This window comes from Labilibacter marinus (genome assembly GCF_001659685.2).
Lineage (GTDB): Bacteria > Bacteroidota > Bacteroidia > Bacteroidales > Marinilabiliaceae > Saccharicrinis > Saccharicrinis marinus.
The window spans coordinates 1-15,484 of record NZ_LXYE02000045.1; the positions used below are offsets into that span (position 1 = coordinate 1).

13 protein-coding genes are annotated in these 15,484 nt (G+C 36.5%); 12 read left to right on the forward strand and 1 reads right to left on the reverse strand.

What is annotated here, in order from left to right:
- Window positions 1-633: 633 nt before the first annotated feature.
- The 10 genes from A8L32_RS18240 to A8L32_RS18285 all read left to right on the forward strand — a co-directional run bounded on the left by A8L32_RS18240 (window position 634) and on the right by A8L32_RS18285 (window position 8,319).
- The gene (locus A8L32_RS18240; RefSeq protein ID WP_075591131.1) at window positions 634-2,214 is read left to right on the forward strand and encodes a tetratricopeptide repeat protein; all 1,581 of its coding nucleotides are present in this window, start codon (window positions 634-636) and stop codon (window positions 2,212-2,214) included.
- A 284-nt stretch (window positions 2,215-2,498) separates the two neighbouring features.
- The gene (locus tag A8L32_RS18245) at window positions 2,499-2,702 is read left to right on the forward strand and encodes a hypothetical protein (protein ID WP_075591132.1); all 204 of its coding nucleotides are present in this window, start codon (window positions 2,499-2,501) and stop codon (window positions 2,700-2,702) included.
- Window positions 2,703-2,788: 86 nt separating this feature from the next.
- Window positions 2,789-3,526 (forward strand): hypothetical protein, encoded by a 738-nt coding sequence (locus A8L32_RS18250; RefSeq protein ID WP_075591133.1) that lies wholly within the window; start codon window positions 2,789-2,791, stop codon window positions 3,524-3,526.
- Window positions 3,527-3,871: 345 nt separating this feature from the next.
- Entirely contained in the window at window positions 3,872-4,111 is a 240-nt protein-coding gene (locus tag A8L32_RS18255; RefSeq protein WP_075591134.1) for a hypothetical protein, read from the forward strand.
- Window positions 4,112-4,132: 21 nt separating this feature from the next.
- Complete coding sequence (locus tag A8L32_RS18260) at window positions 4,133-4,330, forward strand: hypothetical protein (protein ID WP_075591135.1); 198 nt, start codon at window positions 4,133-4,135, stop codon at window positions 4,328-4,330.
- A 134-nt stretch (window positions 4,331-4,464) separates the two neighbouring features.
- The gene (locus A8L32_RS18265; protein WP_075591136.1) at window positions 4,465-5,013 is read left to right on the forward strand and encodes a hypothetical protein; all 549 of its coding nucleotides are present in this window, start codon (window positions 4,465-4,467) and stop codon (window positions 5,011-5,013) included.
- 2 nt (window positions 5,014-5,015) lie between these two features.
- Window positions 5,016-5,861, forward strand: coding sequence for a hypothetical protein (locus A8L32_RS18270; protein WP_075591243.1), 846 nt, complete (start codon window positions 5,016-5,018; stop codon window positions 5,859-5,861).
- A 244-nt stretch (window positions 5,862-6,105) separates the two neighbouring features.
- Complete coding sequence (locus A8L32_RS18275) at window positions 6,106-6,684, forward strand: HAD hydrolase-like protein (protein WP_075591137.1); 579 nt, start codon at window positions 6,106-6,108, stop codon at window positions 6,682-6,684.
- A 10-nt stretch (window positions 6,685-6,694) separates the two neighbouring features.
- On the forward strand, window positions 6,695-7,333 hold the full coding sequence (locus A8L32_RS18280; protein WP_075591138.1) for a hypothetical protein: 639 nt from the start codon (window positions 6,695-6,697) through the stop codon (window positions 7,331-7,333).
- A 2-nt stretch (window positions 7,334-7,335) separates the two neighbouring features.
- Window positions 7,336-8,319: a DNA-processing protein DprA gene (locus A8L32_RS18285; protein WP_075591139.1), complete on the forward strand. Its 984-nt coding sequence runs from the start codon at window positions 7,336-7,338 to the stop codon at window positions 8,317-8,319.
- Window positions 8,320-8,462: 143 nt separating this feature from the next.
- On the opposite strand, the gene A8L32_RS18290 is transcribed toward A8L32_RS18285, so the two are convergent.
- A complete protein-coding gene (locus tag A8L32_RS18290; protein ID WP_075591140.1) occupies window positions 8,463-10,160 on the reverse strand; it encodes a T9SS type A sorting domain-containing protein in 1,698 nt (565 codons plus the stop codon).
- A 370-nt stretch (window positions 10,161-10,530) separates the two neighbouring features.
- Here A8L32_RS18290 and A8L32_RS18295 point away from each other — a divergent pair, with 370 nt between their 5' ends.
- Both A8L32_RS18295 and A8L32_RS18300 read left to right on the forward strand, forming a co-directional pair.
- Entirely contained in the window at window positions 10,531-14,040 is a 3,510-nt protein-coding gene (locus A8L32_RS18295; RefSeq protein WP_075591141.1) for a hybrid sensor histidine kinase/response regulator, read from the forward strand.
- Window positions 14,041-14,078: 38 nt separating this feature from the next.
- Window positions 14,079-15,437, forward strand: a complete 1,359-nt coding sequence (locus A8L32_RS18300) for a family 43 glycosylhydrolase (RefSeq protein ID WP_075591142.1) — start codon at window positions 14,079-14,081, stop codon at window positions 15,435-15,437.
- Window positions 15,438-15,484: the final 47 nt, after the last annotated feature.

Here is a 15,484-nt window from a genome sequence, read left to right on the forward strand (position 1 = left end):
AATTAATTACCTAGGGCGGCACTACGTTTACCCTAGGCTGATATCTTTAGCACCGTTGGCGCTTATTTACATCTCCAACCTTTTCCATCATCTATATTTCTAACACGCCCATTGGCTCTCCTCATTACCAAGGAGGAGTACGACGAGGAACGAGTCGGGAGGTGGTTTTAAACTACTGCTTATTCCGACGCAAATGAATTTGGCATAGATTAATGAATACGTGATGCGTCGGGTTGAGGATTCATTAAATACCTAGGGTGGCACTACGTTTACCCTAGGCTAATACCTTTAGCTCCGTTGGCGCTTTATCCACATCCTGCCCATCAAGCCCCGAAGTGGGCGATACATATTAGCCCGGGGCAAGTGAAACGGTGCCCTGGGAATACAAGCAAAATAAACCCGACGCACCACACGTCATATTTAATATACCAATTGTATTTGCGTCGGAAATTATACATCCAAAATCTTCTATAAATACAAAGGCTTTAGCACCATTGGCACTTTATTTATATTCTCTAAAATCATAAAAACAAGATAAATGATGATTGTACATGGTGGATTATTAACTATGGGTATAGCAAAAATCAAAAAAGATGCATTACTTTTGATAAGTACAATATAGCCAGATTAACTATGCGTAAACCAATTACTCCCCCAGTCTACTTACTCATAATCTTTTTATATACAACAATCACCATTTCTGCACAAAAAACCCATAAAAAGGTTCAGGATGACTTACTCAATATTGAAGAAAAACTATACTTCTACCCCGCTCAGGGCGAAGATTTACTGGTTGGTTTAAAATACCGATTCAACAAAAAGGAATTGGCTAATTACCAGGAGAGCATTCACTTTTTACATGGCTTGTTGGCGTATAAAAAAGCGCAACCCGACAGTGCCATTCATCATCTGGAGAAAGCACTCATTGCTTCCACCAAAAAGAAGAACAAGCTCTATCAGGCCAAATCGCAATTAATTATAGGCTGGTTATCGGAACGAACGGGTTATTGGGAGCAAGCCAAGCTAAATTATTTAAAGGTTATTCAGGTAGCCCAGCAAAAACACACTTACGAGCGAGGCATGGCTTATCTTGGCATAGCCAGATGTAAAATGTTCTTAAGGGAGAGTCCCGATGATGAGCTAGAAAAAGGACGAGCTTTAATTAAATCGTTAAACTCCCTCCAAAATAATTTATACGCCGATTACTTGGCGTGCAACATCAATCATTCAAACCCAGATAAACTAAAGCAACTACAGCACATTGCCAATAGCTATATGGATTTGGGCTTAAATAAAAAAGCAGCAGGTGTATACAAAAGCATAAGTTCCTATTATCGCCAAAAACGGGTTTTAGATTCGGCCTTATATTATCTGGACAAAGCCATTCCTTTAAGTATTTCTGATTACCCCGAAACCTCTATGACGCCCTCCTTACATCAGCATAAGGGCTATGTGTTGCTATTAAAAAAGGAATATAAAAAGGCTCGGTTCCACTTCAATAAATCGATAGAATTATGCGATAAGTACAAACAACAAACCACCAAGCAGTATGCCTACGATTGCCTTTACCGACTAGATACTATTCAGGGCGATTTTAAACAGGCATTTTATCATCTTTCGGAAGCACGCAAAAACGAAAAGATACTTTTAAACCGCACCAAACGACAGCTCTCAAAAATAATGGAGGTTTCGGCTAATGTAAAAGTGCTAAAAGAAGAAGCCGCACTCCTAAAGAACCAGGAAAAAAATACCATCCTTATTTCCATCATCATCATACTAACTTTACTGGTTGTTTGGATTACGAGTATGAACCGAAATAAACAGAAAATACTGCGCGAGAAAGAAGCCCGATTGGAGCTACAGAAACTTATTTCGGGGCTTGGCGAAGTGAAACTACTACAGAAAAACTACACCCTTTCTGATCAAGAAAAACGAGAAACCCATTTATTACCCGATCAATTTGAAGCCAGCTATGCCGAGCATATTAAACGCATTAGGCATCAATTTAAAACTTTAACGGATGACGATGTAAGATATGTGGTAATGTTTGCCGCCGATATTTCGGATGATGTTATTGCTCAAATTAGAAACATTAACAGACCGAGTATTCTGAAAACTAAACGTCGAATTAGAACTAAACTTGGGCTAAAAAAAGGACATGATTTAAAAGCTTACTTCTTGCCGTATTTAAACAATAATAGCACAAAAAAATAAGGCTTACTTGCCAGTATTTCAGTTTCACACCTACTATATACTATTCTATCAGGCTATTTAACCGTTAAACTTCCTTCTTTTAGTAAAACAGCTATTTTATCCTATAAGCCTATATACTACAATAATAGGCAAATATAGCTCGCTGTCCCCTCTTTGTCTTTTTAAGGTTTATTAGCCTGCTTTACTGCACCTTACAATTTCCCCCTGAATGTCTTCATTACATTTTTCTTTGGGGCTTCTGACGTGTTTATCATTAAGCCAAACAATTTAAACACGCATTAAAAATGAAGAAAAGAAAGTTTATTTGGGGCTTATTACTACTACTGGCCATTGGCGTAAACACATCAGCATTAGCTAACAAACAATCGGAAAACGATAAGGTTGAAACCCGCACCAACACATCGGAGGGCGACGAAGAAGATCCGGTTGACCCTTCTATGGAATTAAACAGTGCCGTTTCGTGGTTGATGACATTAATCGGATTTTAATACTTCATGAAAAATAACCTACACATAGAATTTATGCATTGAATAATAAACTGATATATTTTTTTAACCCTTAAAACTGAACAGTTATGCCGCAAGAAAACGATTTAAACCTGCTAACAGAAGAAATTGAAGCCATTAAAAAAGAAGAAACACTAGAGCCTTACATTCCCGTAGATACTTATATTCAGGAAGCTAAAGACCTTAATTACTGGGTAACAAAAGACATGGATGCCTTTAAAAACATAGGTTTTAACATGCAATACATGGATACTTTAGCTACCAGAGCAGGCGCTTTAAGCGAAGCGCAAAGCCGTTGGACAGGCGAAAAGAAAAGTGTGGCAGATGCACAGACTGCCTGGAAACTGGAAAGTCCTGCCGCTTTTCAACTTCAAAACAAATTAATTAGTGCTTTTAATTATGCTTTCAGAAAAGATAAGGAGGCCAAAAGCACAGTAGACCTGATTGCTGAAGGCACAGGTAATGCAGATATGATACAAGACCTAAACGATTTGGCGGTAGTAGGCAAAGGTAAACCTGAACTATTGGCAGCCATTAAATTTGACATGACCTTATTGGATACTGCAGCACAATTGAGTGATAGAATGGGTGAGATAAGAGCTGCGGCCAATGGCGAAAGCAAAGAGTTTAAAGAAGAAAAGTTATTACGCGATAAGGCCTATACCTATTTAAAAGAGGCGGTAGATGAAATTCGTGATTGCGGTAAATACCTGTTTGCTGATAATAAAGACAGACTAAAAGGTTACCGAAGCGAATTTATACGCAGAAAGAACAACACTAAAAATAACCAGGAAGACACGGAATAGTACCTATAGAAATTCTTGATACGATGCCCTGCAATGCCAACAAAAGGCAGCAGGGCTAATTCGTGAAGCCCCCAATAGCGATTCGGCTTTATAAAAAACTGATTCGTACGAGCAAATACCTGATTTGTGGGCATAAAATAATGATCTGGATACCCTAATACTATGATTCGTGTACCCCAAAAGATGATTCGAAGGGGGCATAGGGCGATTTGGCTGGGGTAAAAACTAGATTCGCCAAGCTTATTTACTGATTTGGCTGGCTAAAATAATGATTCGTACTACTCAAAAAAGTATTAGCCCCAGGTTTTATAACACGAGTGGCGTTGGAAAACAGTTGAATAATTGATGGAGAATATAATGAGATGTACTAACACCAAAGGTTTAGAGGTGCACCACAAACGCAGAGATGGTGGTATAGACTTAAGCAATGCAGAGGTTTTATGCCACCATTGCCATGTTAATACCTCAAGCTACGGAACGCCTGGCAAATCGCCTCATCCGTTTCCTGTGTTGGTAAAAGCAAATGCATTAAAAAGAGCAGGCAACAGATGCGAGTGTACCAGAGCTGCTTGCGGAACGCATTAATACCCACTAAAACAATAAGCCATGGGAGAAATAATAGGACAAGTAGTGGCTAAAAAATCGCATAAAACCTATGCTGTAAAGTACGAAGCCCAAGATGGCACCGTATGGATAAGCGAAGATAAAATAACGTGGACTTTTGTTTGCGAAAATATTACAAACAAAGAAGATGCCCTTACATGCGCACAAGGACATATCGACTTTCAGGATAAGTTGATTTAGGAGGGGGGGGGGTGATACTCTCAATCACAGTTATGGAAAAGCATTTCTTAATTAGAAAAGAGAGAACCTTGTTATTGTCAAAAGAGACCAATTCAAATTAAAATACTTAAAGAAGCATCTAAAACTAGACATATATGGTAAATTGGCTATACCGCATATTACTTACATTTAACTCAACATCATTATTGCTAGTCGTCTTTTGGATTAAAGATGAGTATATCATTTCTTGGGAGAAGCTATTCCCTAACCATGATGTCAGTATAATTCCAGATTGGATTTCCTACATTTTATATTTTCTTCTACCTATAGCTACAACCCTTATAAGCTTAGGACTCGCTCGTTTTTTAGACAATGATAGCGTTAACAATATTGAAGAAGTTGAACAGGCAAATAATGCATTTCTACCAAGTTATTTAGGATACTTTTTTGTGGCGCTTGGTGTTGGTAATTGCAATACTTTATGGTATATATTTTCGATACTTTTTGTCTTTACTTATTTTTCCCAAACACTCTATTTCAATCCATTATTTCTACTGTATAAATACCATTTCTATTACTTAACTACATCCAATCGAGTAAAAATATTTGTGATTACAAAGAAGACTCTAAAAAGTCCATCTTCAATAAAACTAGAGCAACTTAAAAGAATAAACAATTTTACCTTCATTGATAAAGAAAAATGACTATGAACTACCTATTAGCTGAAATAAAACAAAGAGGCAAATCTGATAAAACCTTGAAAGTATTCTCTGAAGCAGACGAGATTTATCCATTCCCTAATGACCTAGATAATCCTAAAGAATATGACAGCGATTATAAACTAGAAGATGATGAATGGTTTCATATCCCCAACTTTAAGACAACTGATTATTCAATTGATATATTAAATAAAGATTTTAGCTCAACAGAGTACAATAACATATCCAAGCTACAACAAGATAAAATCAAATACTTGATGGCTTTTCAAAAACATGACAACAATACCTCATACTTTTTTTTCCAAAAGGTAAATTCGTCGCAAGTTCTTCATAAAAGTTGGTTTAAAATTTCTGATACACCTACACTTGAAAAGGATTCTCCAATCATTATTGTAAACAACTATGCAGATGCCATTTATGACATTAACAATGACATACTTTATTTCAAAAAGCTAACTTCTATAACTACAATATTTCAAGGTATATCTGAACTATATAAAGAAGCTACTCAAGAGGAAACTGAAAAATTCTTGGATGAAAAATTTATTAATTTAGAGGATAACTTTCAAGCAAATAACGTTGGCACTGCAAATAGAAAAAGAATTGCAATGGCTGTAGAAACTTTAAATTCATTTTCGCCAACTGAAAAAACGACCATCTTTGATTATATAAAAGGTTATTGTGCCAACATACCTTTCGATGAAACAGCCAAGACATTTACCGTTTCAGATGAAGAAAAATTAAAGCACCTGCTTTGGGGTATAGAACAACGTTACTATACAACTAAAGTCGGAGATGAAAAGCGAGTAGCAAACTCTGTTTCTACTTTATAAGTGACTTATCGGCATCCACTTCATCGCAAAAAACACCATCCATAACCTGAATGAATACTCTCATGCAGCTCTTTGCGATCAATATAGCTAATCATTAAATCTATCCAGCGAAAGATCGGCCGTAAAAATTAATCTTAGAAAATCATCTTAAAAACCTATACTAATATTAATACTTGATATTCTGGCCTCTAAAAACAAATAATATACGTAAATAACTATTCATTCTAATAATTTCAAATAACCAATGAAGTTTAACATACATCCAAAAATTGATTCTGAATCTATTTTATTTTTTGATATGGACGGCACTTTGATTGATACCGACTATGCAAATTTTTTATCTTACAAGAATTCTATACAAACTGCAATTTCTATTGACAAGAAAATTGAATATAACTCCAAAGTTAGATTCAATCGGACTTCTTTAAAAACTGTTTTTCCAGATCTTACAACAAACGAATATGAAAAAATAATACAAGATAAAGAGAAAAATTTCTCGAAGCACCTATCACACACTACCTTGAAAAGTGCGGCTGTTGATATTTTAAATCAATATTCAATAACGAATAAAACTGTTTTAGTTACGAATTGTCGTGAAGATAGAGCATTACTGACTTTAGATTTCCATAATCTTACTAATAAATTTAACAATCTATTTTTCAGACAATCCATAAAAAATGGAAATCACATTAACAAATACCAACATGCTATCACAACATTAAATGTATCGGTTAATAAGATTATAGTTTTTGAAAATGAAATCCGAGAAATAGACGATGCTTTAAAAACTGGCATTCCAATTAAAAACATAATTAAATTCTAATGTTATCACAATGAACAGGTTTACAATTAAATCAAATAGATATTTAAATCAGGATATTCGGTCTTTTTATCATACAGATTTTGGAGGTTATCAACTTCCAAACAATCCAAATTACTTATATAAATTCAAGAATGACCCGCACCATAATTGGTCAAACTTCCATATCAAGCAGGCAAAGGAGGAATTACTACAGGTGCTAATCAATGATTTACCAACAATTAAAACTGAAATAAATATTAATCCCTTAACAGTCTGCGTTATCCCAAGAGCAAAGGCAGATAACACATATCGACCAGATCAATTACTTTTTAAAGCTACAGTAAGACAAGCGACACTTCAATTAGTCAACAATGGTTTTATTGACGGAACAAACTATATTACTCGACATACAAATACAAAGACTACTCATCTTAGGAAACCTATTTCTGGCTATAAAAATGATGGTCCAGAGCCATATGTCGGTATTAGTTCTGCTACTTGTAATATTTCTAATAATATCATAGGGAGAAATATTCTATTAATTGATGATATTTATACTAAAACAGTAAATATTGATGAAGATATGATACAAACGCTTATTGATTATGGTGCTAATTCAATTATTTTCTATGCAATTGGAAAAACTATCTTTGAAAAGGAAAATGTTTAGAAATGAAATATACAGATAACGCATTGAATATTATCACAACAAAATCATACAAAGGAATCGGTAGAGCTTGGATTGTAAAGAATTTAATTGGCAATGAGAGTGTAAATGAAATCATTACTCTTTTAAACAACAAGTCCAAACAAGTCGAGACTGTAACTGTTGAAGATTTTGAATACAAAAAAAAACATACAATTAATCAAATTAATAACCTTAAAGAAAGTTGTGATGGCATAATTGCGATTGGTGATAATAACTTTCCTAAACATAGAGGAAATGTAAAGGACAGTGAACGTCCTATATTCCTTTTTTACAAAGGCGATATAAATCTTTTAAGTATCAATAATAATAATATAGCAGTGATTGGCCTTCTTAATCCAGACGAATCAATTGAGTACAGAGAACAAAAGATTGTTAATGAAATTATAAAACAAGGTGTTACTATTGTTAGTGGATTAGCTTTAGGATGTGATAGCATCGCACATAAGCAAGCTCTTACAAGCGGCTTAACCGTAGCTATCTTACCTAGCCCATTAAACAACATTATGCCAGCTAAGAATAAAGGTCTAGCATTAGAAATCATTAAAAAAGGTGGACTTTTAATTACAGAATACTCTGACAAACATAAATCCGCAATGGAGTTAAGTAGCCGCTACAAAGAAAGAGATAGATTACAAGCTTTATTTTGCGATGCAATAATATTAGTAGCAAGCTACGCACAAGACTCGGCTAAACGATGGAATATCTTTAACGAAAAATTGGATAGTGGAGCAAGATTAGCAATGAGATTTGCAAAAGATTATAGCATTTCGCAAGCTGTAATGTATGATGAGAAAGCGGACTTAAATAATCCAATGTTTGACCTGAATCGACAGTTAATTGATGAACATAAAAGCATTACCATCCTAACTCCAAAACACCTTGAAAATTTAATTAATATGGTAAAAAATCAATCAACAACATTTCAGTCTAACCTGTTTGATAAATAAATAGTACTTGTCCTATCCGCTCTTGCACACAACCCCTTCCCCTATCTAAAAGTAAACAACAAAGCTCTCTTCAGTTAAAAAGAGAGCTTTGTTGTTTATATGCTTTGGATTATAGCCCAATGCATTAATAATAGGGAATTAAACTAATTAATCATCACTTTTTGGGTAGCATATTTATTGGCTGCGGTAAGTTTTACAAAATACATTCCTTTAGTCAGGTGGCTTACGTCAATGGCCTTTTCTGTACTTTCTTTTTCTACCGACTTTACTAATACACCCACGTGGTTATACACCTGCACCACGCCATTTTCGTCAGAACTTACATGCACCATCCCCTCTGCAGGATTGGGATAAATGCGCATGTCTTTAATTAAGTTAGCTTCAACCTTTGAGGGAATTTCCTCGCTACACTCGGGGCAAGCGGGGCATTCTGTACCATCCGAGTCATCGTTAAAACGAATATCATCAATATAAAATAAAGCTTCGGCGCTATTTACATCGGCACCACGCAAAGTTATTTGTATTCTATCGCCATTGCTTAAACTTGGGTTAGAGGCTGCATTTCGGCTAAAAGTTTGGCTTACTTCCACCCACTCGCCTTTGCTTACCCCTGTTAAATCAAAGGATAAGGTCTTCCATGGATTGGCCAACATCATATCTAACTTATTGATATCGGTACTTGGATCAATCCAAATTTTAAACTCCACTTCGTTTTCGCCGCTTGGTAAATCCAACGATCCGTACGGAGAAAAGGTAGAGTAATTACCCGAAAATGGGCCTTCGTGCTGATATCTTAAACTAAACTCGCCACACGATGCTTTTTCGTCTTTCATTCTCCATTTGGCATTGGGCGCATTCCACCATCCAATGCTTCTTCCCTGAAAATAAAAGGGACCTTCAAAGCCCAATGCATTAAAGCTAGGACCATTCACCTTACGTTGCCACACCCTCACATAATCAATCTGATATTCGGCAGGCGTAGCCAGGTCAGCCTCCGACGGCAGCCCATACCACGAAAACACCTCTGAGTTCAACCAAATTTCGTGTGGATACTGATATTTCCATTGGTCATTGGCCTCTAACTCTTGTCTGCTAACATACCTAACCAACTCACCATTAAAATAGGTTTTCATATAATTTTTGTCCCACTCAAAGCCAAACACATAAAAATCGGAAGCCATACGCACATCCATCACGTCCTCCACTTTCCATTCTTCATGATCTGGCGCTTTATCCGGATCCCAACTAATTAGGTTTGTACGGTATTTACGTTCCAGCTCTTCTGGTCTGTTTTCAGGATTACCTATGGGTCTTTTTCCGTAGTTCTCCGTCATATCAATTTCGCCATGGTAGCCTGTTGTCCAAAAAGAAGAAGTAACTGGTGCATCCGCCGCTTTACAACGAATTTCCATGTATCCATACTTAATAAACGTTTCGCTCATTACACAGGCCTGCGTTATGGGTTTACTTTTATCCGGAGCACTTGAAGTACCACCGTAATAACAGCCGTTATTGGTTTCGTTGGCAAAATTAAAATCAGGATCCCAACGACTCATCAACACTAAATTACCATTTTCTACCTTAACATTATGCGCGGCAAACTGCCCCGGCGCGCGACCTTTCCATTTGCTTCTGTAATCGTTGTTTTCGCCTAAAATCCACCATTTGCTTTTATCCAACTCCGTTCCGTTAAACTCGTCACTTATATTTTCATTTAAAATCCAGTTTCCACTATTTCGTGGATCCGACATCGGATAATTTTGCCCGTTTGCCATATGCATAGCAAACAACAACACGACTATAACAAAAGCCTTTTGTTGTATTCCTGTAAACTTTTTCATGCGTTATCTTTTTATTTATTCACTACTATCCATTACTTCCAAAAGCAGACAACTATGCCCTGCATAATTATTATACCTAAACAAAGTGCTTTTATCAGTAAGCCGTGTCCTAGTTTGTAAAAAGCTTGTCCAACTGCTAAAAACGCGTATCAAATCCTCTCTAACATTCACTTACAAAGCTTTAGTTAACACCCAACACAAAGTCTTCAACAGTTGTGTGCTTTGGCAATAAAGCGGAATATAACATGCTATAGTAAACTTGGTTTTTTATATAATTTTAACTATCTATGAAGACGATTTTCTGAAAGGAAGTGGAGAGAAACACCAGAAACTGGTTATAGTTGAAACAGTTGTTATTTGAAGAGTACTTATGGGTCGCATATTCTTAATTTTCATCCTTTGTTGTTTTGCTTATGCAGATATATATGCACAGGATCTTAGGTTTACTCCACTTACCTCCGACGATGGCCTACCGCATAATTTAGTTTTTGGTATTAATCAGGATACAGACGGTTTTATTTGGATAGCCACCAACAATGGCTTAAGCCGATTTGATGGTTACTCTTTTAAAAACTTTCAACCCTCTTCGTCTAAAAAAAATTCTATTAGCGATAAGTCGGTTAGCGGAATACATGCCGATTCAAAAGGTAATCTATGGGTTATTATTCAGGAAAAAGGCCTCAATAAGATGAATCTTTCCACCGAGGAATTCTCTTATTTTTTACCTAACGCAGATACCACATGCTCGCTTAAAGCCAATATACCCTATCATTTTACCGAAGATAGCAAGGGTACTTTATGGATTGCCACAAACGCAGGCATCTATTATTATCTGGATGCCGAAGATAAATTCATTAACGTACTCCCCGACTCCATTACCCAACACAGCTACCCCAACAATAAGGTATTTAGCATGTGTTTTGACGATAAAAATGGGCTTTGGTTTGCCTCCGCAAGAGGAGTTGCAAGATTAGATACTACCTCAAAGCAAATTAAAACACTAGCCCAACTCACGCAACAACCAGCCTTCAACACCCTTTTTAGGCAAAGAAATTTATATATTGACCCAACTACCAACAACCTTTATTTTTCTATCGCTGGTAAAGGTTTATACTGCTATAATATACAACAGCAAAAACTCCTGTACCATCTTAACAGAAAGAGTTACATCAGTAATTTTAAACGTCGGAAAAACGGATTGTTTTATTGCTATATAGATAGTACCCAAAGTGGCTTGCTCGAAATAGATGACTCAACCGGATCGCCCACAGTACAGAAGTTATACCCAATATTTAAGGATCCGAATAAATTTGGTCCTATAGCCTTTAGCGAAGACAAACAAAATAACCTTTGGGTGAGCAGCTCGCAAGGGATTAGACGAATTGACAGCATAGGTAATTTGTATAACTACAACATTGATCAAAGCATACCCAATAGCCTGAGAGACGAAAATGTTATTATGACCTTTGTGGATAAAACAGATAACCTTTGGGTTGCTGTAAACAGAAAAGGCATTGACATTGCGGACGTAATGCAAAACAAGTTTAAAAACTTCTACCCTTTATCTAACAAACCAAATCAATCTATCTGTGGAGAAAATATTACCCTGGTATTTGAAGATTCAAATAAAAGAATTTGGATAGGTTGCTTTGGCAAGGGGATTACATGCTACAACCCTAAAGACAATTCGTATAAAACGATCCCATTTAACTCTCATGATAAAACCAAACTAATATTCAAAGCTCCTTCGGCTATGGCTGAAGATTTAGACGGAAACCTTTGGCTTGGGTTTTATGATGGGCAGATGGTTAAAATAAACCCAGACAGTTTTGAGCTCGAATACCATTCGTCCATGCCCCATTTATCGGGCAACAACAACTATTTTAACGGATGGGGTATTCGAAAAATACTTTGCGATACCAATGGTAACTTATGGATTGCCAGTACTTCGTTTGGCTTGGTAGAGAAAAACATAAAAACAGGAAAGCTGACCAACCACTCTACCCTATACGAAAAGGACTTTAGCCAGAATAGTTACTATAGATATCTATGCATGACTAAGGATCAAGATGTTTGGACAGGAACGCAAAACGGTGGACTGGGGCACTACGCCGTAAAAACTAATACATTTAAGCACTTTCATCACAGTAGGCACGATACCAATTCTATATCGAGCAATACGGTTTATGCTATCTATGAGGAATCTGACGAAATATTATGGGTAGGAACATCTGAAGGTCTGGATCAATTTAACCGCATCACAAAGCAGTTTACTCGATTTAAAATAGAGCGCAATGAAACGGCATGCGCCGTGTATAGCATTACACCCGACAAGAAGGGTAACTTTTGGCTATCGGGAGATGGTGGTCTGGTAGAGTTTAACCCTAATACTCAAAAAACTTCTTTTTTTACGCAGGAAGATGGCATTGCTTTTAATCAATTTAACACAACCGCATCCTGCAAAACCACCGATGGTAAAATATACCTGGGTACATCCAAGGGGCTTACCTCGTTCTACCCAGAGGATATTCAGGATATGGCCTTTAAATCGAAACCTATTGTTACAAACCTAAAAGTATTTAACAGAGAAGTATCTCCAGGCGACGAAATAGAAGGCATCTCACTTATCCAAAAGCAAATATGGGAAGTAGACAAACTAGAAATTCCGCATAGCATCAACGATTTCACCCTGGAGTTTTCTGCTCTTAATTATTCATCTCCTAAAAAGGTAATATACGAGTACAAACTAGAAGGCTTTAACAAGGAATGGGTAAAAACCAATTCGGACAGAAGGTGGGCCAACTACACTGGATTAGCACCAGGTGATTACACCTTTAGATTACGAGCTGGGAATAAATCGGGCTTAAACTTTAATGCAGATGATGAATTTACCTTACCTATATCTATAAAACCACCTTTTTATCTAACCTTATGGTTTGTACTGGCGTGCGTTATTACATTAATAGCCCTAATTCTATACATTATATGGTTAAGAACAGAGCGATTAAAAAGACAGAAAAAAGAACTCAAAGAGAAAGTGAATGAGAGAACTGCTGCCTTAGGAAAAGCCAACTCTCTGTTGCAAGAAAAACAAGAGGAGATTATATCGCAGAATGAAGAATTGCACGAGCACAGAAATAACCTGGAGATTATTGTTGATAAAAGGACTATAGAGCTAAAGCAGGCTAAAGAAAAGGCGGAAGAATCTAATAATTTAAAAACTGCTTTCTTAGCCAACCTAAGCCATGAAATACGAACTCCAATGAACTCCATTATTGGATTTTCATCTTTACTAGAGGCCTCTGGTTCGGAAGAAGACCGCAGCTATTTTATTCAAATCATCAATCAAAACTGTGAATCGTTACTGGTACTGATTAGCGACATTATGGATATTTCATTAATTCAGGCCAATCAGGTAAAAATCAACAAACAAATATTTAACGTCGATTCCGTGATTAGTGAATTAAAAATTCATTTTTCTAAACTCACCAAAGAGTGCGTCAGTTTTAATTACCACGAAAAAGATATTCAACTTGAACTATGTAATGATGCCATTAGGTTTAAGCAAGTATTAAACAACCTGATTAGTAATGCCATTAAGTTTACTTCAGAAGGTAAAGTTGAAGTGGGCTTTAATAGTACTACATCAGAGGTAACATTTTATGTAAGCGATACCGGTATTGGTATCCAAAAGGAAAACATAGAAAAAATATTCGACCCATTTATGAAAATAGAATATCAATCAGAGGTGTTATACGGAGGTACTGGTATTGGCTTATCCATCTGCCAAAGATTGATTGAGCTAATGGGTGGTAAACTTTGGGTAGAATCTGAAGTAAATAAAGGCTCAACTTTTTATTTTACACTACCTCTTTCCTAAAAAATAAAAACCATATATTATATATTAATCATTTAGAAATGAAGAAAAATATTTTCACCTATTTATTCATATGCGTGTACTTGTTGTCTAGCGCATGCATCCAAGCAACTAACATTAAAGGAACAGTAAAGCATGCTGAAACCATGAATCCTGTGCCTAATGTACTCATCACAGATGTGCATAAAACAATATCTACCAGAACGGATATAAACGGGAATTTTAACCTCGATATTTCTGCTGACAATACCTTTAGCTTAGTATTCGACAACTCTCTTTTTATCGTTCAAGAAAAAACGTTTTCGCTTACTGACAATAGCATCGAAGTTCTATTGATTCCTCGAAAAACAAGTGCAGCTACAGCCAGATGGCGCGATTATATTGAAACACCTAAGGCTTATAACCAAACGCGCTTTGTTAAAAACGAAGGCTGGGGTCTGCAATTTGAGCAAGCAAAACTTAAAGGCGACTTTGCTGTAGATACCACTATGATACGTCGAGATCCGAGTGCTGTGATAAAAGTGGGCAAAACCTATTACACCTATTATACCAGAGGTACTCGCTACAGGCCAGGTGGCGAAGAAAAATTCTTTCCTTGGGATGAATGTGATGTGTGGTATGCAACATCCAAAGATGGTTGGAAATGGAAAGAACATGGACCCGCTGTAGAAAGAGGAGTAAAAGGCGCATTCGACGATGCTTCGGTTTTTACACCAGAAATATTAGCACACAACGGTATGTATTACTTGGTATACCAATGCGTAAAGAACCCCTATATTCACCGAGTAAAAAACACCGTAGGCATGGCTGTAGCCAGCTCTCCTGATGGCCCATTTAAAAAATTAGCTCAGCCTATTTTGGTACCAACCAACAACGGCCAGTGGGACAAAGGAGATCATGATGAAGTATTAAAAAAAGGTGATTTTGATAGCCATAAAGTTCATGATCCTTGTTTAATGTTTTATAATAATAAGTTTTACCTGTACTATAAAGGAGAACGAATGGGCGAAGAGAAGATGCATGGACAACGTGAAATTAAATGGGGAGTAGCTATCTCCGAAAGCCCTACAGGACCGTACATCAAATCGCCTTGCAACCCAATTACTAACAGTGGACATGAAGTTTGTGTTTGGCCATACAAAGGCGGCATTGCCCTTATCCATACTGATGATGGTCCCGAACGACATACTATTCAGTGGTCACCTGATGGCATTAATTTTGAAATAATGGGCAAAATCAATCCACATACACCTAAGGCTTTCGGTATTTTCCGCACAGATAACCATGATGAAAGTCCAACTGAGGGAATTCGTTGGGGACTATGCCATAAATACGGTGGAGATCATTGGAGAACTGGATATAATTATATTCAAAGGTTCGATACAAAAGAAAAAGAGTAATTCTTCTAAAAAACAGAAAGCTAATGTATTTCAACACGAAGTACTTT

Coding starts and splice junctions, on each gene's coding strand:
- A8L32_RS18275 (WP_075591137.1), top strand. CDS start 6,106: ATGAAGTTTAACATACATCCAAAAATTGATTCTGAATCTATTTTATTT.
- A8L32_RS18260 (WP_075591135.1), top strand. CDS start 4,133: ATGGGAGAAATAATAGGACAAGTAGTGGCTAAAAAATCGCATAAAACC.
- A8L32_RS18265 (WP_075591136.1), top strand. CDS start 4,465: ATGGTAAATTGGCTATACCGCATATTACTTACATTTAACTCAACATCA.
- A8L32_RS18245 (WP_075591132.1), top strand. CDS start 2,499: ATGAAGAAAAGAAAGTTTATTTGGGGCTTATTACTACTACTGGCCATT.
- A8L32_RS18285 (WP_075591139.1), top strand. CDS start 7,336: ATGAAATATACAGATAACGCATTGAATATTATCACAACAAAATCATAC.
- A8L32_RS18280 (WP_075591138.1), top strand. CDS start 6,695: ATGAACAGGTTTACAATTAAATCAAATAGATATTTAAATCAGGATATT.
- A8L32_RS18300 (WP_075591142.1), top strand. CDS start 14,079: ATGAAGAAAAATATTTTCACCTATTTATTCATATGCGTGTACTTGTTG.
- A8L32_RS18270 (WP_075591243.1), top strand. CDS start 5,016: ATGAACTACCTATTAGCTGAAATAAAACAAAGAGGCAAATCTGATAAA.
- A8L32_RS18255 (WP_075591134.1), top strand. CDS start 3,872: ATGGAGAATATAATGAGATGTACTAACACCAAAGGTTTAGAGGTGCAC.
- A8L32_RS18250 (WP_075591133.1), top strand. CDS start 2,789: ATGCCGCAAGAAAACGATTTAAACCTGCTAACAGAAGAAATTGAAGCC.
- A8L32_RS18240 (WP_075591131.1), top strand. CDS start 634: ATGCGTAAACCAATTACTCCCCCAGTCTACTTACTCATAATCTTTTTA.
- A8L32_RS18290 (WP_075591140.1), bottom strand. CDS start 10,160: ATGAAAAAGTTTACAGGAATACAACAAAAGGCTTTTGTTATAGTCGTG.
- A8L32_RS18295 (WP_075591141.1), top strand. CDS start 10,531: ATGGGTCGCATATTCTTAATTTTCATCCTTTGTTGTTTTGCTTATGCA.